The organism is Microbacterium oryzae, from assembly GCF_030406385.1.
GTDB classification, from domain to species: Bacteria; Actinomycetota; Actinomycetes; order Actinomycetales; family Microbacteriaceae; genus Microbacterium; species Microbacterium oryzae_A.
This window is the reverse complement of sequence record NZ_JAUEPM010000007.1, coordinates 165,799-187,059: the sequence shown is the minus strand read 5'-3', so window position 1 is coordinate 187,059 and position 21,261 is coordinate 165,799. Positions and strand designations below refer to the sequence as shown.

The following is a 21,261-nucleotide window of genomic DNA, read 5'->3' as shown; positions in this document are numbered from 1 at the left end:
TCGGAGGCGGGATGCAGAAATCTCGAGCAACGACTTGACGACGAGCGAAAGCGGTTCACGGTCGCCTTCAACCCGCACGTGGGCGGAGGGGAGCCGAACTGCGCGACGCTGGGATGCAAACCTGCTCGCATGGACGGCATTGTCGGTCGGCGCCGGGGTGCTTGCTTCCCTCGTAGTGCAGACGCTTCTGTCGGCGTCAATCTCCGAGGTCCTCAGCCCGATTCTGCTCTGGGCCGGGATCATCGTGCCGATCGTTCTCGCGTTCGGGCGGGGGCGACCGCGAGGACTCCTCTCGTTCCGCGCGACGGACATCCTCTACGGTGTCGTTCTCGGGCTCATCCTCAGGACCGTGCAGGGCTGGTTCGCTGTCGCGGCGGGCGGTAGCGGTGCACTGCCCTCCTACCCGAGCCTCAACAGTCAGCTATCACCGACGGTGGCGCTGACAGCGATCCTCCTACCCGTGGTGGTCGCGCCACTCGTTGAGGAATTGCTCTTCCGTGGCGTCGTGCTCGTGTCAGTCTTCCGGATCGCGCGCCGAGGGGTCGAAGGAGCGCTGCTCGCTGCGGTGGCGTCCGTAGCCTCCTTCGTGGCGATGCACGCCATCGACGGAGTTGCTCGCTGGGACGAACCGGTCGCTCTCGCACTCGTCGCGATGACCTGCAGCGCTCTCGTGCTGCTGACGGGACGTATCTGGGCAGCCGTTCTCGTGCACCTCGTCTTCAACGGGAGCTACGTCGTGCTTGCTCTCATCGGCACGTTCGTGGGCTGAAGAAGCTCAGGTTGCAGTCTCGCCTGGTGTCAACGCTGCGCGCGCCGTTTTCGCGACGATGATCAGGTCGCCCACGAGATTCCAGTTCTCCACATAGGACAAGTCGAGTCGCACCGTGTCCTCCCAAGACAGGCTTGAGCGCCCCGAAACCTGCCAGAGCCCGGTGATGCCGGGCTTGACCAGGAAACGTCGGTGGACATGCGTCGCATATCGCTCGACTTCGCGCGGAAGTGGAGGCCTGGGCCCCACAAGCGACATGCTGCCGCCGAGCACGTTGAACAACTGGGGAAGCTCGTCGAGGCTGAAGCGGCGCAAGAAGCGACCTACGCGGGTCACGCGCGGATCAGACTTCATCTTGAACATCACGGTGTTGCCGTGGTCTTGCTGGTCGAGCAGGGCGTCGAGCTGACGTTCGGCGTCCGCCACCATAGAACGGAACTTGAACATCTGGAACGGTCGACCGCGGAGACCTACACGCGTCTGTCTGAAGAGAACGGGCCCGGGAGAGGTTAGCTTGACGGCAATGGTGATGACCAGCATCAGCGGGCCCGCCAAGACCAACGCGAACAGGCTCCCGAACAGGTCGAGTGCTCTCTTGGCCACCCGCTGGCCCGCCGAAAACCGCGGCGTCTCGACGTGAATAAGTGGGAGGCCGGCCACCGGACGGGTATGGATCCGCGGGCCGGCGATGTCTGTGATACCGGGCGCCAGCACGAGGTGCTGCCTTCCGGTCTCTAGTGCCCAGGAGATGCGCTTGACCTTGTCTGGAGGGAGATCTTCGGTGCTTGTCACGACGACGGTGTCTGCGCTGACAGCCTCCAGCGCGCGGTCGACGGCGTCGGCGCTGCCCATGACGGGGATGTCGGTGCCACTCACGACGCCACCCACTTCCCCTGTCGGGACGCACGCGCCGACCACCCGATATCCGGAAGCGGAAACTCGCCGAAGTTCACGCGCCACTCGAGCGACGGACGTCGCGGAGCCGACGAGAAGAACGCGAGTGAGGAGCTCACCCCTTCTTCGCCGCATCCGGAGCCAGGCGCGCCATGCGACGCGCTCCCCGATGAGAAGGAGCACTCCGATCGGAAGGGAGAGGAGGAGATAGCCCTTCTGCAGGTCGATTCCGAGCGGGATGCTGAGCAGTGCGACGACGCCGAAGAAGGAAAGGCTCGCACTGACGACGCTCCGGTACTCCTCCAGGCCTTGCCCGGTAACGCGCGGGCTTCGCGAGTCCGCGAAGCCGAGCGCGACGCTCCACGCCAGTGCGAGAGCTAACGAGAAGGCGGTGAAGAGCTCATCGAGAGCCGGAGCGAACAAGTCGAATTCCGTGAAGGACGTGCCCGTGGGGGAGCGGAGCTGCACGGCGAGAGTCGTCACGAGCAGAACCGCCGTGTCCGTTACGGTCAATCGCCGTGCGTAAGAGCGCTGCCAACGGTGAGAGGGCTCCGAAGGTCTGACCGAGTGAGCCTGGGGCTGCGACGAAAGGTGCGACAGGTCTGCAGGTTCGACCAGCTCCGCGTCGAGCGACGCGACAGGTTGCTGCGTGGGCATGTGACCGCCTTCGCTGGTAGACGGAATTCCTCTGCCGAGTGGCCGTGGCCATCCAGCGCTTTCCCAGCGTACGCCTTTTGAGCATCCTCAGATATCGGGCTATTGAACCCCGCCGGCATTTGGGCGGCTCCCTTTGCGCTCTCAGCAACGGTGGCCTAAGCTGTTCTGTTGGTGCCCGTGTCGGGTGCCGCGAACGTGAGCCCTCCACCGCAGGTGCTGACCGACATCGATCGGTCAAACCGCCCGGAGCGGGATTCACGAACGTCTCCGTTCGAACAGAAAGCAGCACAACTGTGACTCGCACTTACAGCCCGAAGGCCGGTGAAGCCCAGCGCGAGTGGCTCGTGATCGACGCCACCGACGTCGTTCTCGGCCGCCTGGCCTCGCACGCCGCCGCCCTCCTTCGCGGCAAGCACAAGGCGACCTTCGCCCCTCACATGGACATGGGCGACTTCGTCGTCATCGTGAACGCCGACAAGGTCGCGCTCACCGGTCAGAAGCTCCAGCAGAAGAAGGCCTACCGTCACTCGGGCTTCCCGGGCGGCCTCAAGTCGGTCACCTACGCCGAGCTCCTCGAGAAGAACCCGGTTCGCGCCGTCGAGAAGGCCGTCCGCGGCATGCTCCCCAAGAACACGCTTGGTCGCGACCAGCTCGCCAAGCTGAAGGTGTACGCCGGTGCCGAGCACCCGCACGCCGCGCAGCAGCCCAAGACGTACACCCTCGACCAGGTCGCCCAGTAAGCGGCGTTTAAGGACTTATCGTGGCGAACGAAATCGAAAACGACATCCAGAACTACTCCACCGAGACGCCCGCGGGCGACGTGGCGGTCGCTGAGCGCCCCGTCGTCAGCGTCCCCGGTGCCGCTGTGGGTCGCCGCAAGCAGGCCATCGCCCGCGTGCGCATCATCCCCGGCTCGGGCTCCTTCACGGTCAACGGCCGCACGCTGGAGGACTACTTCCCGAACAAGCTGCACCAGCAGCTGATCACGGACCCCTTCACGGTTCTCAACCTCAACGGTGCGTACGACGTGATCGCTCGCATCAACGGCGGTGGCCCCTCGGGCCAGGCCGGTGCGCTCCGCCTCGCGATCGCCCGTGCACTCAACGAGGTCGACCGCGAGAACAACCGCCCGACCCTCAAGAAGGCCGGCTTCCTCACGCGCGACGCCCGCGTCATCGAGCGCAAGAAGGCCGGTCTCAAGAAGGCCCGCAAGGCCTCGCAGTTCTCGAAGCGCTGAGGCAGACCCTCTCCATGCCGCTTTTCGGCACGGACGGCGTACGAGGGCTCGCCAACGGCGCCCTCACTGCCGATCTGGCTCTCTCCCTGGCCCAGGCGACCGCGGTCGTCCTGGGCCAGGGGCGTTCCGCCGAGGCGCGTCGCGCCGCCGGCAAGCGCGCCACGGCGGTCATCGCCCGCGACCCGCGCATCTCCGGCGACTTCCTCGGAGCAGCCGTGGCCGCGGGCCTTGCCGCATCCGGGGTCGACGTGCTCGACGCCGGGGTCATTCCGACGCCCGCCCTTGCGTACCTCATCGCGGACCGCGAGGCCGACTTCGGTGTCATGGTCTCGGCGTCGCACAACCCGGCGCCTGACAACGGCATCAAGATCTTCGCCAGGGGCGGCGTGAAGCTGCCCGACGAGGTCGAGCAGCGGATCGAAGAGCACCTGACCGGCGAGAAGCTGCTGCCCACCGGCGGCGATGTCGGACGCATCCAGCGGTTCTCGGATGCCGAAGACCGCTATGTGCTGCACCTGCTGGGCTCGCTGCCGTCGCGCCTGGATGGCATCCACGTAGTGCTCGACTGCGCCCACGGTGCGGCCTCGGGCGTCTCGCCGGAGGTTTTCCGCGATGCCGGGGCGCAGGTGACGGTCATCGGCGCCGAGCCGGACGGCATCAACATCAACGACGGGGTCGGGTCGACCCACCTCGACCTGCTCGCCCGCGCGGTCGTGGAGCATGGCGCCGACGTCGGGATCGCCCACGACGGCGACGCCGATCGCTGCCTGGCCGTCACGGCCGACGGAACCATCGTGGACGGCGACCAGATCATGGCCATCCTCGCCGTCTCGATGAAGGAGCGCGGACTGCTCGCGAACGACACGCTCGTCGCGACGGTCATGAGCAACCTCGGTCTTCACGTCGCCATGCGCGAGCAGGGCATCACTGTGAAGACCACCGCGGTCGGCGACCGCTACGTGCTCGAGGAGATGAACGCGGGCGGCTATTCGCTGGGTGGCGAGCAGTCCGGCCACGTCATCATGAGCGCGCACGCGACCACCGGCGACGGAGTCCTCACAGGGCTGCATCTCGTGGCGGAGATGGCGCGGCAGGGCAAGAGCCTCGCCGAGCTCGCCTCGATCATGAAGGTCTACCCGCAGGTGCTCATCAACGTGCGCGGCGTCGACAAGGCTCGTGTCCACGACGATGGTGTGCAGGAGATCGTTGGGGGAGTGGAAGCCGAGTTGGGCGACAGCGGTCGCGTGCTGCTGCGCGCCTCGGGCACCGAGCCCCTCGTGCGCGTGATGGTTGAAGCCGCCGACGGCGAGACCGCCCAGCGGCACGCCGACGCGATCGCCGAGGTCGTAAGGAAGCGCCTCGCCCTCTAGGTTCACTTCTTGAACATGCCGCTGCCCTCCGCGATATGGGGAGGGCAGCGGCATTTCACTATCCTGAAGTCACCATGCCTGCTTCCGATACGCCCACGCCGCCGCCCGTCCGCAAGACGTGGATCGGCGTATCGCCCGAAACGGCGATGTTTCGGGACCACATGCCTCTGCCGTGGCTGCGCATCGCCCTCGTGGCGGGGCTCGCGCTCGTGGTGGCGGTGCTCGTCGTCGCCGCACTCGTCGTCGGGTCGGGGCGTTGCGGCGCGAGCGAGATCACCCGACAGACGCAGTACGACAACGCGCGGGCCGAGACGGCTGCCGCAATCGACGAGCTCTCGAAGGCGCGGGACGAGACTGAGGCGCTGATCACGTCGCGCATCGAGGATGGGAAGCAGCTGTCTGCTGCTCTCGACGCCTCCGAGGGGTACCTCGAGGAGCGGGCGCGCACCGGCGCCCTCGCGGCCGTCGATGGCTACGTTAAGGGGCTGGGTGCGGTCGAACTGCCGGAGCCGCTTGAGTCACTCCCTGAGGAGTCGCACGTCGAGGACCCGGAGAGGTTCGCTGCCGCGCTCGGGGCGCTCGAGCGCGTGGAGACTGAGGCGGTTAGCGGGAGCGAAGAGGTCTCCGCCGCTGGTGGGCAGGTGGAGTCGCTCGACGCGGACCTCACTGTGGCGTTCAGCGTCTTTCGCGAATCCCTGCCGCCTCGTGCCGAAGCTGTCGCAGGGGAGAACCCGGACGCGCTCGAGGAGTTCCGGACAGCGGTCCGCGACGCTGCAGCCGCTGTCGCGGCCGCAGAGGACTTGTCCACGCTTCCTGACTCCCTCGAGGGTTTCCGTGGGGCGGTCGATGCGCTTCGCGCGGACCAGCAGCGCGCAGCCGAAGCAATCGAGGCGGAGCGGCTCGAAGCCGAACGACTCGAAGCGGAGCGCTTGGAAGCTCTTGAGCGGGAGCGGCAGCAGCAGGTGGTTCCCCCGCCCGCGCCGCAGCCAGTACCCGAGCCAGTACCCGAGCCAGAACCCACCCCCGATCCCGAGGTCACGCCCGATCCGGTGCCGTCGCCGGACGATGCGCCTGAGGAGACGCCCGCGCCGGAAGTGACGACGCCCGCCGAGCCGGAAAGCACGCCGGCGCCGTGACTCCATGTGAACAGTTCCGGTTGCGAAGAAACTCGTCCATCCACCGGGATCTGCGGAGGTCGTGGCGGCAGGCGTGCCGGAGGAAGTGGCGGTGGCCCTGGCGGGGAATCCCGAGGTAGCGGTGGCCCTCGCGCAGTCCGACGCCGGGCTGGTCCCGTCCGAGTACGTGGAGGGGGACCGACTCGAGTTGGTGCCGGTCGCCGGAGATCCCGACGACCCCTTCCTGAGCTTCGCGCCGATGGAAGAGGGCACCGGTTGGCGTTGGGCGCTCACGCACACGGTGAACTGGACGTGGCACATCTACCTCGGCCAGCGCGCAGACGGCTCGATATACCCGGATATGGGTGGAAACGCCGCCGTACCTCGGGCGACAGGACCGACATCTACGCTCCAGGTGATTCGCTCACCGCGGGAGCCGGCGGCGGGGTCACCTACCCCCCCCCGCGCTCGCAGCCCTCCTCGCCGCGGACGGATACGCAGGCACCGTCCACAACGGCGGCGTCGGGGGAGAGTCCTCCCGCACGATCGCCGGACGCGCGGGCGGGCGGGCCATGCTCGCGACATTCACCGGCGGCGTCATCCCAGCCAGCGGCTCCGCCACCCTCGCGATCACCGCGGACAACGGCGGCGGTGCTGCACCGCTCGTGCAGGGCGGTGCCGGCGTGAACCCCGGTCACCATCGGTGGCGTGCAGGGCGTGCTCTCGCGCGTGAGCGACGGGATGTACAGCTTCGCCCGGTCGACGCCTGGCAGCGAAGCCTTGACCGATCAGCCGCTCGCCATCCTCACCGCAGACCGCATCGCGCGACGCGGCGACATCCTGCTCATGCAGTGGGGCAGAACGCGCCCGAGGCCGACGAGGGGGATGCGCTGATCGGCGGCTGCGCTCGCAGATCGAGTGGCAGGACGCCGACCAGAAGCGATACCTCGTGCTCGGATTCGTCACCGACAGCCTCGCCAACCGCGCCAAGGTGAACGGGAAGATGCTCGACGCCTTCGGTCGCCGCTTCGTCAACGTGCTCGCCTTCATGTGCACGCGAGCGGCGTTCCGCATCGCGGGCCTCACCCCGACCGCCGAAGACGAAGCCGTCATGGCCGCAGGCGCCAAGCCGCCGTCGTTCTGGGCTTCCCCGACCGACTCCGTGCACAACAACGCCGCGGGCTACACCGTCACCGGGTGGCTCGTTCACGACCTCGCGGACGGCGCAGTCACAGAGTCGGCCGACCGGGGCGCATCCCCGCGGCCGCTCAGCCTCATCTCCGGTGACGCCACCACCATCCAGAAAATCACGGAGACGGACGCCTACGTGCGCTTCTCCGCGGCCGAGGTCGCCGCGAACGCCCGCCTCAACGACAAGCTCGTCGCGGGGGCAACGGAGCGGACGGTCATCGCCGTCATGCGACTCGCGCAGTCGTCCTCGGCCGGGAACCCCGTCTTTATCGACGCGAACGGTCTCACGTTGCGGCGGCAGTCGACCGCACCTTCGGCCTCCCGGCGCTGGGACGTCCCTGATCTCCCGCCCTGGCGCGAGCATCGGCGCGTGGCGCGTCGTGATGTTCGGGATCGCGTCGCCACTGCTCGCGGTCGGAACCGACGAGGTCACCACAGCGGCCACCTGGGCGGCATCGGGCTCGAGCGAGCTGCGCGTCGGCGTCACCTCCGGAGCGGCGGGCGGCGGCACCCGCATAGTCGACTACGCCGAGCTCATCACCTATCCCCGGCTCCTCCAGTCAGCAGAGCGCACCACCGTGGTCGCGTCCCTGCAGGCACACTACTCGGTGGTCTGATACTGGCGGGAACGCTAGACGCCAAGCCGCCCCCTCTGCGGAGCTTTTCACCGGTCTCCGCAGGAGGGGCGGTCCTCTCGAGCTCACCGAATGCTTAGCCCGCGCTGCTTCGCGTGTCTGCCGGCGCTACTCGCCCGAGGCGCTGGGGCGTGACGCGGACGCGACAGAGAGGTGGGGCTCGCCGCCTTTGAGCTCACGCTGCACTTCTCGCTGCCGGGAATTGATGAACGGCCGCTCGGCGAGGTAGAAGAACCCGATGCTGATCGCGATCGCGATCGGTGCGACGAGGAATGTCATCAGCGCCCACCGCGCGAGAAGGGGCAGATCGAGCGGGAGGGTGAGGAGGTTTCCGAGCCCGAGGAGCGGTGAGTGCAGCAGATACACGCTGTACGAGACGAGGCCCGCGTACTCGAGCGGCTTGCTTCCGAGGAACTCCCGCGTGCGGCTGACGCGACCCTCCGCCTGCCCGCGCGCCATGAGGCCGATGACGAGGGCGGCTACGGCACCCGCGACCGTCTCGGAGAACCACAGGCCTGAGACCTCTTCGCTTCGGACGAAGGATGTCACGAGCAGGACGACCGCGACCCACGCCGACGTGGCTGCCACCTGCCAGGCGTGGAAGCTGGCCCCCTTGGCGTACTCGGCGGCGGCCATTCCCATGGCGAACAGCGTGACGAGCCAGGGATGTGCAACCGTGCCGACGCCGAGCGCAACCGGAGGTAGCACCGTGATGGTGGTCATGATGCCGACGAGCACGAGCGGATGCACGAGGCGCCGCAGGGGGAGGAGCAGAAGCGGCAGGATGAAGTAGATCTGCCACTCGACCGCGATGCTCCACATAGGGCCGTTGATGCTCACCGCCCACGATCCGGAGAGGTTCTGCACGAGGAACAGGTGCGAGAGCACCGACGGGACCGTGACTGGCACCTTCGTGTCCCAGGCGGTGCCGCTCTCAACCTGCAGCACAGGGACAAGGGCGATCAGAGCGAGGGAAACGAGTAGCGCGGCGTAGTACGGGGGAAGAATCCTCCGCGCGCGGTCGCGGAAGTAGCGTCGGGCACCACGCTCGAACTTGTACCGCAGCAGGAACCCCGACAGGACAATGAACACGGGAACGCCGAGGTAGCCCCATCCGATGATCGCGCCGACGATCGGCAGCTGCTCTGTCGACTGGTCGGTGAGCCCCGTGAAGAGGAAGGCGTGATAGAGCACGACCGCGAGTGCCGCTAGCCCTCGGATGCCGTCTAGGAATGGGTAGCCCTTGCGGGCGGCGGATGCTGGAGCGGCGGCACTCGACATGTGCCTGAGCCTATCTAGCTACCGCCCCTCACCTATCCGCGCAGTTAACGAAGTCGGCGAAGGTCATCGCGTTCGTCCAATGGTGCGGACGAAGCGGTGCCCGGCTGAGACGCGGTTCGCCAGGAAACAGCGGCGCAGCCTCGTCACTGTGTAGAACCGGAACGACGTGCGGGACGTTTTTCGTCTAACGACGCCAGCGGATCACCGCAGAACAAGCGGGTCTGATCGCGGGGCCCGTACGCCGCGTACCGGCTCGGGCTGGGGCGAGTTTGTGGCCGCAGTGGGCGTGAGCGTCTAGTGCGATGCGTGCATAGAACGCCGGCCTCTCGAGGGGCATCTTCCGTTGTCATGCACGCGGTCACGACCACCCTGCAGCTCGATGACAGAAAGCGCGCACACCTGTTCGACCTTGCTCGTGCGGCGGACAGAATTCCGAGGCCGCCTCGTTTCGGGGAGATGACCGTCAGCGCAAACGCTGCCTTGGCCGTCCCTGCAGTGGCTCTTGCAGTCGCTCACGGGGCGCGACCGTGGCGGCCACGGACCGCGGGCTGAACGTTCTAGCGGTCAACGACCTTGCGACCACGTTCCGTTCGCCACTGATCGAAGGCGCAGGCCGAAGGCACGCCGGCCGAAATGACGCGAATCCAGTTCCTCCATTCGGCCCGGCGGGGCTTCAGGCGGACTGGGAGATCTTCGCGGAGATTCTGCGCCTACGCACGTCATCCGCGAACCATCGACACCACGCCGTCTGGGCCTCCCTCAACGAAGCGCCGGGGTTGCTCGGGTCGCGGGCTGCGGCGGAGATGTGGGCGCGGAGTAGGCGTTTCGTCTCGCTTCGCTCGCTCAGCTTACGGAGGGGGGCAGGGGGGATGACGGGCGGGTAAGAAGCGCTCTTCCGGCAAAGGATGCCGGTCTGCCCGCTCCTATGCTCTGGCCATGAGCAGTGGCCCCCGACTGGTAGCACTCGACGGCGTCCGAGGGGTCGCCGTTCTTCTTGTGGTCCTCGGCCACATCTCCGGAACGTGGGCGCCCTACGCCGGCAACGTCGGCGTGACCCTGTTCTTCGTGCTGTCGGGGTACCTCATCACGTCCCTGCTGCTGCGAGAGCGCGACCGCTACGGGAGCATCAGCTTCTCCGGGTTCTATATGCGGCGCGTCCTGCGACTGATGCCCGCGCTGCTCCTCGTGCTCGCCGTGACGCCCATCCTCCTGTGGATTGCGAACGACCCTCGCCTGGAGACCTACGGGTACCCGGCGGTCGTCTCTGGCCTGTACCTTGCGGACTTCTTCCAGGCGGCCGGGGTCAACCTCGGCTTCTTCACCCACATGTGGTCGCTGGCGGTCGAGGAGCAGTTCTACCTCATCTGGCCGCTGCTGCTCGTGGGCCTGCTGGGCGCTGTCGGATGGGGCGTGAACGGAAGCCGCAGACGGCTCGTCGTGATCGTCGCATCGCTCGCCTTAGTCGGCCTCGCCTGGCGCGTGGTCGCGACGCTCCTTCTCGAGGCCGACCGGGTGTACTACGCCCCGGATACGAACGCCTTCATCATCCTGCTCGGATGTCTGCTGGCCGTGATGAGGAAGGAGACGATCACTCGCGTCCCCCGGTGGCTCGCTGTCGCGGCTCTCGCAGTGATCGCCATCGCATCGGTGCTGCTGCCGGAAGACTCGCCGATCGTGCGCAACTGGACCGTCCTCGGTGCCGCTCTGCTGGCCGTGGTCGTCGTTGCGGGATCCGCGTCGGGCGGGCGCCTGCTCAGCATCAAGCCGCTCGTGTGGTTCGGCACCATCTCTTACGGCCTCTACCTCTGGCACGCCGTGCTGTTGTGGATCGCGTGGTGGGGACCCGAAGCCGCCGGCCTGCCGCGACTCGGCCTCGCCGCGCTCTCCGTCGTCATCGCCTGGGCGTCGTTCCGGTTCTACGAGCTGCCGATCCAGAAGCGCTTCAAGGCGCGGTGGGAGCGGCCGCGCGCGGTCGGAACTGCCGAGCCTGCGGTGCTTACGCCATCCGCGGCCAGCACGGCCTGAGAAGAGCTAACGCGCGGGCGCGCGGGCGGTGAACAACGGATCCGCGAGCAGGACGCGTTCGAGCGCAACGGCGGCCCCGGCGATCGCGAGAGCTGTGCGGTAATGAGGAAGCACCCGTAACGCCGGACGAGGGCGGCCCTCCATGAGGCGCCGATACTCCGATTCCAGGGCTGCGACCGCGGGCGGCGTGGCAACGACCCCGCTGGACACCACCACCGCCGACGGGGCCATCATCGATGCGACCCCGGCGATGAGGGGAGCGGCCCGACGCGCGCGATCGGCGAGAAGGTCATTGAGACGTCCGCTCACCCGGGCATCCGATTGCGCGAGCTCGACCAGCTCCTCGAAGGTGCAGTCCTCGGGAATGAGGCCCTCGCGCTGAGCTGAAGCTCGCACGACATAGTCGGAGAGGAGGTCCGCCGCGCGGGCGGCGTGACCATCGTCGTCCGTGAGGAGCCAGGACGACAGGTCGCCACCGAAGCCATCCAACCCTCGCAGCACCCGACCGTCGATCACGCTGGCGACTTCGATGACGTTGCCGATGAAGATGTGCACGAAGTCGCTGCGTCCGGGCATGAGCCCGTAGATCATGTCCGCGAGGGCGTGAGAGCGAACAGCAGACTCGACGCAGACCTCCTCCCCCAGCTTCTCCGACAGGAGAGCGCCGACTGGCACGTCATGCCATCCGAGCCCGTCGTGCCGACGGACGACGCCAGCCTCGGCATCCACCCACCCACCGACGACCGCACCCACTCCGAGCACCGGCGACGGATGAATTTCGCGCAGCGCGGCGACGAGATCGGATACCTGCTCGGCGATGGCGGCGGGGTGGCCTCCGTGCTCGGCACGCCTCTCCTGCAGCACCGTACCGGCGAGATCGACACGAGCGACGGTGACCTGCGTCAAGCCGACATGCGCCGATATGAAGTGCCATGCGTCAGGAACGATGGCGACGGGCACTGGTGGACGCCCCCGCCCGGTCGCAAGAGGCTGGGCCGACTCCTCCCGGACGAGGCCCAGCTCCAGGAGAAGCGCGACGATCCGAGTCACCGGGCCCTGCGTGAGTCCGATGCCCGCCGCGAGGTCGACCCGCGAGGTCGGACCATGCGCGAGCAGGTATCGGAGAACCGCTGCCGCGTTCGCCGACCGCGCCTCCCGCGGCCTCCGTACGCCGAAGTCCACCGCCTCATCCAGGCTCGACGTCATCTCCGGGGGGTCCTCGTCCGGCTGGCGCATCCTCCCATCTTCATCCCTTCACCGCCCCGGCGGTGAGACCCGTGACGATCTGACGATTGGCGACGACGGCGAGGATGACGATCGGCACCGCCGCGATGAAGCCCGCCGCTGCCATCTCGCCCCACGTCACCTCGAACGGCTGCACGAGCGACGCGATCCCGACCGTGAACGGCGCGGAGGTTCCGCCGCTCGTCATGGTGAGGCCGAAGAGGAATTCGTTCCACGCCATGATCGCGGTGTAGATCCCGACCGCGGCGAGCCCCGGGCGGGCGAGCGGAAGTGCAACCGACCAGAAGGAACGCAGCTCGCCAGCTCCGTCGACCAGGGCGGCCTCGCGCAGCTCGGCCGGCACCTGGTCGAAGAACGACTTCAGCAGCAGCACGGCGAAGGGCAGGTTGAACACCGTGTTCAGCAGGACCAGCCCGAGCGTGCTGCCCAGCAGGCCGAGGTTGTTCATGGTCACGTACAGGCCCGGCACGAGGGTCATCGGCGGCACCATCGGAAGGAACGCGGCCAGAATCAGAGCCGGGATGGTGATCCACCGCGGCGGCTGCAGCCTCGAGAGGGCGTAGCCGGAGACCGCGCCCACCGCGAGGCAGAGCACGACCGTGCCCCCCGTGATGAGCATGCTGTTCGCGATCTGCGCCAGGAAGGGTTCGCCCGGGGCGAAGAGATCCCGGAAGTTCCCGAGCCAGACCGGGAAGTCCCACGTGCGGTTGACGATCGCCCGGTTCGGGAGAAACGCCTGAAGCAGGGTCCAGGCGATGGGGACGATGGTGATCACCGCGGCGACGAGCAGCACGAGCTCGACGCCGAGGTTCACCTTGCGGTCTCCTCGCCGGCGCTTGCGCACCGACTCGGGCACGGTGAGGGTGCGGGTCGCATCGATGGCGGTCATGCGCGTGCCTCCTTCTGGGTGCGGCGCCCGAGGAGCGCGCCGCCGACGACCGCGCCGACGGCGAGGACGATCGCGACGCTGAGCGCCGCGGCGGGGCCGAAGTCGAGTCGGTCGAAGAACAGCGTCCGGATCTGCAGGCTGACGAGGTTCGTCGCCCCGTCCGGCCCGCCGCGGGTGAGCAGGTACATCTCGTCGAACGCCTTGATGCTCGACACGAGGCGGACCAGCGAGACGACGACGAGCGCCGGTGCGAGCATCGGAAGGACGATGCGCCCCACGACCTGCCACTCCGAGGCTCCGTCCATGCGCGCCGCCTCCAGGATCTCGCCGCCGATGCCGCGCAATGCGGTGTAGACGAAGAGGAAGACGATCGGCGTCCAGTGCCACACATCGACGACGACCACGCAGAGGAAGGCGCCGACGGGGGTGTCGAGCCAGCCCTGGGCGGGCAGCCCCGCATTGAGCAGGACCTTGTTGATCCCGCCCACGGTGGGGCTCAGCAGCATGACCCACATCACCGAGACGACGACGGGCGTGATGACCGCCGGCCAGATGAGCACGTTCCGCGCGATCCCGAGGGTCCACACGGCCCTGTCGACGAGGAGAGCCAGCGCCGTCCCGAGGATCAGCGTTCCTCCGACGGTGAGCACGATGAAGACGATCGTGATGCCGATCGACGCCAGGTTGGCGGGGCTCGTCAGGGCGGTGGCGAAGTTCTCCAGACCGTTGAACCGAGAGACGAAGGCGCCGTCTTGGATGGTCGTATCGGTGACCGAGAGGCGCAGCAGCTCCGCCAGCGGGTAGAGGGCGAAGACGAGGAGGAAAGCGACGAAAGGCACGAGGGCGATGGCGCCCAGAGTCCGTTCCGGGCGCGCTCGTCTCCGCGGCGCCTGCGGTCGGCCGGTGGTGGAGCGCTCGCTGGCTGAGCGCTCCCGGGTCGACGGACGGTCGGCAGTCATCGTCATCAACTCGCTCCCATGGGGTAGCCGGCCTCTTCGACGATCGCCGTCAGATCCTCCTGCAGACCCGCCATCCCCTCCTCAGGGGTGACGCTGCCCGCGGCGATCTGCGACAGACGCTGCTCCGTCACCGTGAGCATCTCCGCTGAGAAGGCGTATCGGACATGCGGGCGCACGTCGCCGAGCGACGACTGGACGGCCTCGAGATACGCGCGGGTGGAGTCGTCGATGTCCGCCACGTCGAGCACATCGCTGCGCGTGGGGATGCCGCCGAGCTCGGTGAACGCGACCTGCGCATCCTTCGACATCATCCACTCGATGTAGTCGAGGGCCGCCTGGGACCTCTCGTCGGGCAAGCCGGCGGGAACGCCGAGAGCCCAGACACCGCTGGCCACACCGTGAGTGCCGCCCGGCCCCGCCGGGAGCTCTGCGAAGCCCACCTTGCCGACGATGTTCGAGTCCGCCTCGCTCTCAAGCTGCGGAGCGGCCGCGGCGACGAGCTGCGCCTGGCCCGACTCGCCCGCCTGCATCGCTCCGATGGCCTGCGCCTGCCCGATCGTGGTCGTCTCCGCCGGCCCGAGCTCGGCGAGCTGACGCAGCATCGTCGCCGCCTGGATGGCCTCGGGAGAGGTCACCGCCGGCGTCCAGTCCGTTCCCTCATCCGTGAACCAGGAGGCGTCGAACGCGTAGAGCAGCGGCAGGAAGTCGTAGGTGATCTGCGCGGATCCTCCCGTGGAGCCCTGGGTGCGCAGGACGTACCCGTAGTTCGCGGCACCGGCATCCTGGATGACCTGACCGTTCGCCACGACGTCGTCCCACGTCTCGGGAACGTCGAGCCCGAGATGCTCGTAGAGGTCGGTGCGATAGGTGAGGAGCTGCACGTTGCCATTGAGCGGCTGCACCATGACCTCCCCGTCGGGAGAGGAGACGCGCGCATCGGCGTCCCAGCGCGTGAAGTCGGCGTACTGGTTGAGGCCGGGGTCCTCTTCGAAGGAGGAGTCGATCTCGGAGAAGGGAGCGACCCATCCGTTGATGAAGAACTCATGCAGGTTGGGCTCGTCGATCTGGAACACGTCGTAGATCTGCGTCCCGCTCTGGATGTCGTTGAGCACCTGCGTGCGCATCTCGTCGTACGGGAAGACGCGGAGTTCGACGTCGACGCCGGACTCCTCCTCGTACTGCGCAACGAGAGCCTTGTAGGCGTCGAGCCAGGGCGACTCGTTGACGGGAATGACGAGCTTGGTCGCACCTCCCTCTTCGCCGCCGCCTCCCAGCGCGCCGGTGCCTCCCGAGGAGCACGCGGCGAGGGAAGCTGTCAGGCCGATCACGGCGACGGTCGTCCAAGCCCGCGCCTTCCGGTATGTGGTCATGGGTCGCTCCTTTGCGAGGGTTCCAGGGGTGCGCGCTGCGTGCTCTCACAGCGTCGTGAGTCGACTCTGACTCATGCTTGACCTAATTGTCAATAGCAATAATATGAGGGAAGGACACACGAAGGAGTGACATGAATCGACGACGCCCCAATGTGGTGGTGCTGCTCGCGGACGACCTCGGCTTCTCGGATCTGGGCTGCTATGGGTCGGAGATCCGCACCCCGCACCTCGACGGACTCGCGGCCGCCGGCGTGCGTCTGCGGGACTTCCGCAACACGCCACGCTGCAGTCCGAGCCGCGCGTCGCTGCTCACGGGACTGCACCCGCACCAGGCCGGAATCGGCGTGCTGTGCAACGACACCAGCGAGTGGGGCGGGTATCCGGGCAACCTGAGCGATCGCGCGCTCACCCTGGCCGAGATCCTGTCCGCGGCCGGCTACGAGACGGCGGCGCGGGGCAAATGGCACCTTTCGAGCGATGCGACGAACCCGAACGGGGCCTGGCCCACCGAGCGGGGCTTCGACAGCTTCTACGGCACGCTCGAGGGGTGCGCGAGCTACTTCGCACCGACGACCCTCACACGCGGAACGGAGAACGTCGAGGCCGAGACAGAGGACCCGGACTACTTCTACACCGATGCCATCGCTGAGGAGGCCGTGTCCTTCCTCCGCGATCGCGACAGCGACCGGCCGTTCTTCCTGTACGTGCCCTTCACGGCACCGCACTGGCCCCTGCACGCTCGCCCGGAGACGATCGAGCGGTACCGCGACACGTATCGCCGCGGTTGGGACGCCCTGCGGGAGGAGCGGTTCGCCCGCCAGCAGCAGCTCGGCGTCATCGCTCCCGACACGGAGCTGAGCCCGCGCGACCCGAGCGTGATGTCGTGGGAGGACGAGCCGGAGAAGGAGTGGCAGGTCAACCGCATGAGCGTGTACGCGGCCATGGTGGAGGAGATGGACGCCGCGATCGGCCGCATCCTCGCGGAGATCGACCGCCAGGCGGAGCGCGAGAACACGATCGTGATCTTCCTCTCCGACAACGGCGCGTCGGCAGACCCGGTGCCGCTGATCGAGCTCGAGCACTTCCGCCAGCGCACGAAGATCCTCCGTCAGCAGACCCGCGACGGGCGCCCCGTGCGGATCGGCAACGACCCGCTCGTCGAACCGGGGGGAGAGGACTCGTACGGAAGCTACGGCAAGGCGTGGGCGAACCTGTCGAACACCCCCTTCCGGCGCTACAAGATCTGGACGCACGAGGGCGGAGTCTCGACGCCGTTCATCCTGTCCTGGCCCGACGGAGGACTTCCTGTCGGCGAGGTCGTCGAGGGTGCCTTCCAGCTCACCGACGTCGTCCCGACCATCGTGGACGCCGTCGAGGTGCCGGTTCCCACGGAGCGCGCCGGACTGCCCGCCCATCAGCCCGAGGGGATGAGCATGCTCGACGCGCTGCGCGGCGGGACGAAGACGGACCATCCGCTGTGGTGGGAGCACGTGGGCAATGCTGCGTACGTGTCGGGCCGGTGGAAACTCGTCCGAGAGCACGGTTTCGACTGGGAGCTCTACGACATCGAGACCGACCGCGCGGAGCTGCGCGACCTCGCGGAGGAGCGCCCTGAGGTGGCCGAACGCCTCGTCGCCGAGTGGGAGACGACGGCGGACGCCGTCGGGGTGATCCCGTTCACCCAGATCCTCGACATCTACCGCAAGCAGGGGAAGGGGTGGACCTATGCCATCGGCTGAAGCGCGACCCAACGTGCTGCTCATCCTCGCCGACGACATGGGCTATTCCGACCTCGGGTGCTTCGGGGGCGAGATCCGGACGCCGCACATCGATAGCCTCGGGCGAGCCGGGGTGAGGTTCACGCAGTTCTACAACACTGCCCGTTGCAGTCCCTCGCGAGCGTCACTGCTGACGGGGCTGCACCCGCATTCGACGGGGGTCGGCATCCTGGCGAAGGACGACCGCCCCGGCGGCTACGCCGGCAGCCTCGACGATCGCTGTGTCACCCTCGCCGAGGAGCTGGGGGCGGCGGGCTACCGCACCGGGCTGTCGGGCAAGTGGCACCTGTCGGCGGAGGTGCACCATCCCTCCGATTCCTGGCCGACGCGCCGCGGATTCGAGCACGTGTACGGAACGATCACGGGCTGCGGCAGCTACTACCGCCCGGGCACGCTCGTGCGAGGAGAGGAGCCGGCGGAGTCCGACTTCGCGGAGGATCCCGACTGGTATCTCACCGAGGCGATCGGAGAGGACGCCGCGCGGTTCGTCGCCGAGGATGACGAACGCCCCTTCTTCCTCTACCTGGCGTTCACCGCGCCGCACTGGCCGCTGCATGCGAAGGAGGACGAGGTCGAAGCCTACGACGGCGTCTTCGCCTCCGGATGGGACGACCTGCGGGCGGCGAGGCATCAGCGGATGCTGGCGGAGGGCATCCTTCCTCCGGGTACGCCGCTGAGTCCCGCCGACCCGGAAGGCGGAGTGCCCTGGCGCGATGCGGAGCACAAGGACTGGGAGCAGCGCCGCATGCAGACCTACGCGGCGATGGTGGAGTCGATGGACCGCCAGATCGGCCGCGTCGTCGACGAGCTGAAGCGCGCCGGACGGTTCGAGAACACGATCATCCTCTTCCTCTCCGACAACGGCGGGTGCGCGGAGTACCTGCCTCATGGGCCGCTCGAGGAGTTCAGTCGGAGATCGGACATCGTCCCGTCGTCCACCCGAGACGGCCGGCCGATGCGGATCGGCAACTTCCCCGACATCGAGCCGGGGGTGGAGGAGTCGTACATGAGCTACGGCCAGTCCTGGGCGAACCTCTCGAACACGCCCTTCCGCTTCTTCAAGCGGTGGGTGCACGAAGGAGGGATCTCGACGCCGCTCATCGTGCACTGGGCTGGAGGCGGGCTCGAGTCCGGCATCGTGTGCGCGCCGTTCCAGCTCACCGACGTCTATCCGACGCTCCTGGAGCTCGCCGGGCTGGAAGCAGACGAAAAGGTGGGTGACACGCGTCGACTCGGTGCCGCCCGGCCGTCGCTGCCCGGCAGGAGCTTCGCGTCCGCACTGCGCGGAGGCGTGGCTTCCGAAGGGACGCTCTACTGGGAGCACATCGGCAACTGCGCCATCCGGCATGGGTCGTACAAGCTCGTGAAGGAGACGCACGGCGACTGGGAGCTGTACGACATCGAGGCCGACCGCGTGGAGCTGCACGATCTCGCCGCGGACCGCCCCGACCTGGTCGCCGACCTGGCCGAACGATGGCAGCGGTGGGCGGACGAGGTGGGGGTGATCCCGTGGGAGGAGACCGTGCGCATCTACGAGGAGCGCGGGCTGAGCGAGTTCGAGGCTTTCAGCTGATGCGTCCGCATCCGCACGCACTGCCCGACGACGTCTTCGACGAGCTGGATGGCTCTTCCTCGGTGCCGCTGCATGCTCAAGTCACCGAGGTGCTGCGGCGGGAGGTCCGACGCGGTGCCCTTCCTCACGGTGCGCTCATGGAGAGCGAGCGGTCGCTCACCGAACGATTCGGTCTTGGAACGTGGGTGGTTCAGCGCGCCATGGGGGAGCTGGTCGCATCTGGGGTGGTCGTCCGGCAGCCAGGGATCGGCACCAGGGTCATCGGCTGATCGTGAGCGGCGGGGCAGCCCCGGGGCCGGCTGCGGAGGCCGGCCCCGTGTGATGCGCGGCGAGCTTCGACCCCACTAGGCTTCGAGCATGCGGGGGCATATCTTGCGGTGGAGCGCGCTTGCGGGCGCCTGCGCCGTACTCATCAGCGGTGGCGCCGCGCACGCCGCCGAGCCGATCGGCGACGACGCCGACGTGACGGTCAAGGTGACGATCGACGAGCTGGAGTGCCGCGGGCCGGTGCTGCATGTTCCTGCCGATGTCGCCGACCTCGTGCGCGATCGCTTGAACGGGAAGGCCGGGCCGTTCTCGGACGGCGTGCCCGGTGTCGTCGTGTCAGGGCAGTGCGAGGACAAGCCCGACAAGCCCGGCAAGCCGGACAAGCCCGATAAGCCCGGGAAACCGGACAAGCCCGGCAAGCCGGGGAAGTCCGCGGTCACCGTGGATTACTCCGAGAGCGCGGGCTCCTCGCTGCTGACGCTGTCGCTGTTCTCCTGAGGTCGAGGGGGAGGGCGACCTGTAGGCTGGACCGCGGAGTGCCGGGAAGTCTGGTCGGCGACGCGTTCGTCGACGGTAAGGAACTCTTATGACAGCCACCACCCGCCGGTCACCCTGGGCCCGCTTCGCCCACCGCTTCTCGCAGGACGTCACGGGCGGCGTGCTCATGATCGCTGCGGCCGTCGTCGGCCTCGCCTGGGCGAACTCGCCGTGGCGAGAGAGCTACGGCGCGCTGTCCGCCTTCACGATCGGCCCTGAGAGCATCCACCTCGACCTGTCGCTGTCCACGTGGGCGGCCGACGGGCTCCTTGCCGTCTTCTTCTTCGTCGTCGGCGTCGAGCTGAAGCACGAGATCGTCGCGGGCAACCTCCGCAACCCGCGGCAGGCCGCCGTGCCCGTGCTCGCGGCGGTGGGCGGCATGATGCTGCCGGCCCTCATCTACGTCGGCGTCGTGCTCGGCCTCGGCGCTCCCGAGATGCTGCACGGATGGGCCATCCCCACCGCGACGGACATCGCGTTCGCCCTGGCCATCCTCGGGATCTTTGGACGCGGCCTGCCGGTCGAGCTGCGGATCTTCCTCCTCACCCTGGCGGTCGTAGACGACCTGCTCGCGATCGTCGTCATCGCCGTGTTCTACACCGCGACCATCCATCTCGTCACCCTGCTGGTGGCAATCGCCGTGATCGCGCTGTTCGCCCTCGCCGCGCGCGCTCGCCGCATGCCGTGGTGGCTGATGATCCCGCTGGCGCTCGTCGCCTGGGCGCTCATGCACGAGTCGGGCGTGCACGCGACGATCGCGGGCGTGCTGCTCGGCTTCTGCATCCCCGCGCGCCCGCTGCGGGACGAGACCGAGCCGCGGACGCACAAGCTCGAGCATGCCGTGAAGCCGCTGTCGGCGGGCATCGCGCTGCCGATCTTCGCCTTCTTCGCAGCGGGCGTGACCGTCGTCGGCAGCGACGCGGCCGAGGTGCTCACCGAGCCGGTCGTCATCGCGGTCGTCGCCGCCCTCGTGATCGGAAAGCTCGTCGGCGTGCTCGGCGTCACCGCGCTCGTCACCAAGGTGACCCCGCTGCGCCTGCCCGACCGCATCGGCATCCGCGACCTCCTCCCCGTCGGCTTCCTCACCGCGATCGGGTTCACCGTCTCCCTCCTCATCGCCGAGCTCTCGTTCGAGTCCGACGAGGAGGCGACATCGGGCGCGAAGATCGCGATCCTCATCGCGAGCCTGCTCGCGGCCATCCTCGCCGCCGTCACCCTGCGACTGGACGCCCGCAAGGCGCGCAGCAGCGATATGAACGAGGACGGCGTGCCCGACAGTCAAACACCGCTAATCGGCGACCGGCCGATCGACGACTGAGAGTTACCGGGCGGGTCGCGCCCCCACCCTCGGACGTTGAGCGGAGCGAGCGAGGACGAAACAGGCGGGGGCCGCTTCTCAGGGATGGATTGCGTCGTTTCGTCTCGCTTCGCTCGCTCCACGTCCGGGAGCGGGTTGCGGCGTTTCGTCT

The 21,261-nt window shown here is 68.0% G+C and carries 19 protein-coding genes; 13 read left to right on the top strand and 6 right to left on the bottom strand.

Annotation, left to right across the window (positions count from 1 at the left end; translation table 11 throughout):
• Positions 1–139: 139 nt before the first annotated feature.
• Positions 140–769, top strand: a complete 630-nt coding sequence (locus tag QWJ90_RS11830; RefSeq protein ID WP_290108047.1) for a CPBP family intramembrane glutamic endopeptidase — start codon at positions 140–142, stop codon at positions 767–769.
• 6 nt (positions 770–775) lie between these two features.
• Here QWJ90_RS11830 and QWJ90_RS11825 read toward each other — a convergent pair whose 3' ends face one another.
• Positions 776–2,176 carry a sugar transferase gene (locus QWJ90_RS11825; RefSeq protein WP_290108046.1) on the bottom strand — a complete coding sequence of 467 codons (1,401 nt, stop codon included), beginning with the start codon at positions 2,174–2,176 and terminating at the stop codon, positions 776–778.
• A 437-nt stretch (positions 2,177–2,613) separates the two neighbouring features.
• Between QWJ90_RS11825 and rplM the strand changes: the two genes are divergently transcribed.
• The 6 genes from rplM (at position 2,614) to QWJ90_RS11795 (ending at position 7,850) form a co-directional block, all read left to right on the top strand.
• On the top strand, positions 2,614–3,060 hold the full coding sequence (gene rplM / locus QWJ90_RS11820; RefSeq protein WP_290108045.1) for a 50S ribosomal protein L13: 447 nt from the start codon (positions 2,614–2,616) through the stop codon (positions 3,058–3,060).
• A 32-nt stretch (positions 3,061–3,092) separates the two neighbouring features.
• Positions 3,093–3,557: a 30S ribosomal protein S9 gene (gene rpsI / locus QWJ90_RS11815; RefSeq protein ID WP_425486991.1), complete on the top strand. Its 465-nt coding sequence runs from the start codon at positions 3,093–3,095 to the stop codon at positions 3,555–3,557.
• Positions 3,558–3,571: 14 nt separating this feature from the next.
• The gene (gene glmM, locus QWJ90_RS11810) at positions 3,572–4,927 is read left to right on the top strand and encodes a phosphoglucosamine mutase (protein ID WP_290108044.1); all 1,356 of its coding nucleotides are present in this window, start codon (positions 3,572–3,574) and stop codon (positions 4,925–4,927) included.
• Between the two features lie 191 nt (positions 4,928–5,118).
• Positions 5,119–6,063: a hypothetical protein gene (locus QWJ90_RS11805; protein ID WP_290108043.1), complete on the top strand. Its 945-nt coding sequence runs from the start codon at positions 5,119–5,121 to the stop codon at positions 6,061–6,063.
• A gap of 687 nt (positions 6,064–6,750) precedes the next feature.
• Positions 6,751–6,936 carry a hypothetical protein gene (locus QWJ90_RS11800; RefSeq protein ID WP_290108042.1) on the top strand — a complete coding sequence of 62 codons (186 nt, stop codon included), beginning with the start codon at positions 6,751–6,753 and terminating at the stop codon, positions 6,934–6,936.
• Positions 6,937–7,613: 677 nt separating this feature from the next.
• Entirely contained in the window at positions 7,614–7,850 is a 237-nt protein-coding gene (locus tag QWJ90_RS11795) for a hypothetical protein (RefSeq protein WP_290108041.1), read from the top strand.
• A gap of 126 nt (positions 7,851–7,976) precedes the next feature.
• Here QWJ90_RS11795 and QWJ90_RS11790 read toward each other — a convergent pair whose 3' ends face one another.
• The gene (locus QWJ90_RS11790; protein WP_290108040.1) at positions 7,977–9,149 is read right to left on the bottom strand and encodes an acyltransferase family protein; all 1,173 of its coding nucleotides are present in this window, start codon (positions 9,147–9,149) and stop codon (positions 7,977–7,979) included.
• Between the two features lie 936 nt (positions 9,150–10,085).
• Between QWJ90_RS11790 and QWJ90_RS11785 the strand changes: the two genes are divergently transcribed.
• The gene (locus tag QWJ90_RS11785; protein ID WP_290108039.1) at positions 10,086–11,174 is read left to right on the top strand and encodes an acyltransferase family protein; all 1,089 of its coding nucleotides are present in this window, start codon (positions 10,086–10,088) and stop codon (positions 11,172–11,174) included.
• A 6-nt stretch (positions 11,175–11,180) separates the two neighbouring features.
• Here QWJ90_RS11785 and QWJ90_RS11780 read toward each other — a convergent pair whose 3' ends face one another.
• The 4 genes from QWJ90_RS11780 to QWJ90_RS11765 are packed head-to-tail and all read right to left on the bottom strand — an operon-like array spanning position 11,181 to position 15,637.
• Entirely contained in the window at positions 11,181–12,410 is a 1,230-nt protein-coding gene (locus tag QWJ90_RS11780) for an ROK family protein (RefSeq protein ID WP_290108038.1), read from the bottom strand.
• A gap of 10 nt (positions 12,411–12,420) precedes the next feature.
• Positions 12,421–13,308 (bottom strand): carbohydrate ABC transporter permease, encoded by an 888-nt coding sequence (locus tag QWJ90_RS11775; protein ID WP_290108037.1) that lies wholly within the window; start codon positions 13,306–13,308, stop codon positions 12,421–12,423.
• On the bottom strand, positions 13,305–14,273 hold the full coding sequence (locus tag QWJ90_RS11770; protein WP_290108036.1) for a carbohydrate ABC transporter permease: 969 nt from the start codon (positions 14,271–14,273) through the stop codon (positions 13,305–13,307). The genes QWJ90_RS11775 and QWJ90_RS11770 overlap by 4 nt, the downstream gene beginning before the upstream one ends.
• Positions 14,273–15,637 (bottom strand): ABC transporter substrate-binding protein, encoded by a 1,365-nt coding sequence (locus tag QWJ90_RS11765; protein ID WP_290108035.1) that lies wholly within the window; start codon positions 15,635–15,637, stop codon positions 14,273–14,275. The genes QWJ90_RS11770 and QWJ90_RS11765 overlap by 1 nt, the downstream gene beginning before the upstream one ends.
• A 131-nt stretch (positions 15,638–15,768) precedes the next feature.
• Here QWJ90_RS11765 and QWJ90_RS11760 point away from each other — a divergent pair, with 131 nt between their 5' ends.
• The 5 genes from QWJ90_RS11760 to nhaA all read left to right on the top strand — a co-directional run bounded on the left by QWJ90_RS11760 (position 15,769) and on the right by nhaA (position 21,110).
• Positions 15,769–17,376, top strand: a complete 1,608-nt coding sequence (locus QWJ90_RS11760; RefSeq protein WP_290108034.1) for an arylsulfatase — start codon at positions 15,769–15,771, stop codon at positions 17,374–17,376.
• Entirely contained in the window at positions 17,363–18,988 is a 1,626-nt protein-coding gene (locus tag QWJ90_RS11755; protein ID WP_290108033.1) for an arylsulfatase, read from the top strand. The genes QWJ90_RS11760 and QWJ90_RS11755 overlap by 14 nt, the downstream gene beginning before the upstream one ends.
• Complete coding sequence (locus QWJ90_RS11750) at positions 18,988–19,257, top strand: GntR family transcriptional regulator (protein ID WP_290108032.1); 270 nt, start codon at positions 18,988–18,990, stop codon at positions 19,255–19,257. Before QWJ90_RS11755 ends, QWJ90_RS11750 begins: the two co-directional genes overlap by 1 nt.
• 88 nt (positions 19,258–19,345) lie before the next feature.
• Positions 19,346–19,753, top strand: coding sequence for a hypothetical protein (locus QWJ90_RS11745; RefSeq protein ID WP_290108031.1), 408 nt, complete (start codon positions 19,346–19,348; stop codon positions 19,751–19,753).
• A gap of 88 nt (positions 19,754–19,841) precedes the next feature.
• A complete protein-coding gene (gene nhaA, locus QWJ90_RS11740) occupies positions 19,842–21,110 on the top strand; it encodes a Na+/H+ antiporter NhaA (RefSeq protein ID WP_290108030.1) in 1,269 nt (422 codons plus the stop codon).
• The last annotated feature ends 151 nt before the right edge of the window (positions 21,111–21,261 follow it).

Coding starts and splice junctions, on each gene's coding strand:
- QWJ90_RS11745 (WP_290108031.1), top strand. CDS start 19,346: ATGCGGGGGCATATCTTGCGGTGGAGCGCGCTTGCGGGCGCCTGCGCC.
- QWJ90_RS11790 (WP_290108040.1), bottom strand. CDS start 9,149: ATGTCGAGTGCCGCCGCTCCAGCATCCGCCGCCCGCAAGGGCTACCCA.
- QWJ90_RS11765 (WP_290108035.1), bottom strand. CDS start 15,637: ATGACCACATACCGGAAGGCGCGGGCTTGGACGACCGTCGCCGTGATC.
- nhaA (WP_290108030.1), top strand. CDS start 19,842: ATGACAGCCACCACCCGCCGGTCACCCTGGGCCCGCTTCGCCCACCGC.
- QWJ90_RS11785 (WP_290108039.1), top strand. CDS start 10,086: ATGAGCAGTGGCCCCCGACTGGTAGCACTCGACGGCGTCCGAGGGGTC.
- glmM (WP_290108044.1), top strand. CDS start 3,572: ATGCCGCTTTTCGGCACGGACGGCGTACGAGGGCTCGCCAACGGCGCC.
- QWJ90_RS11755 (WP_290108033.1), top strand. CDS start 17,363: ATGCCATCGGCTGAAGCGCGACCCAACGTGCTGCTCATCCTCGCCGAC.
- QWJ90_RS11760 (WP_290108034.1), top strand. CDS start 15,769: ATGAATCGACGACGCCCCAATGTGGTGGTGCTGCTCGCGGACGACCTC.
- QWJ90_RS11750 (WP_290108032.1), top strand. CDS start 18,988: ATGCGTCCGCATCCGCACGCACTGCCCGACGACGTCTTCGACGAGCTG.
- QWJ90_RS11780 (WP_290108038.1), bottom strand. CDS start 12,410: ATGCGCCAGCCGGACGAGGACCCCCCGGAGATGACGTCGAGCCTGGAT.
- QWJ90_RS11775 (WP_290108037.1), bottom strand. CDS start 13,308: ATGACCGCCATCGATGCGACCCGCACCCTCACCGTGCCCGAGTCGGTG.
- QWJ90_RS11770 (WP_290108036.1), bottom strand. CDS start 14,273: ATGACGATGACTGCCGACCGTCCGTCGACCCGGGAGCGCTCAGCCAGC.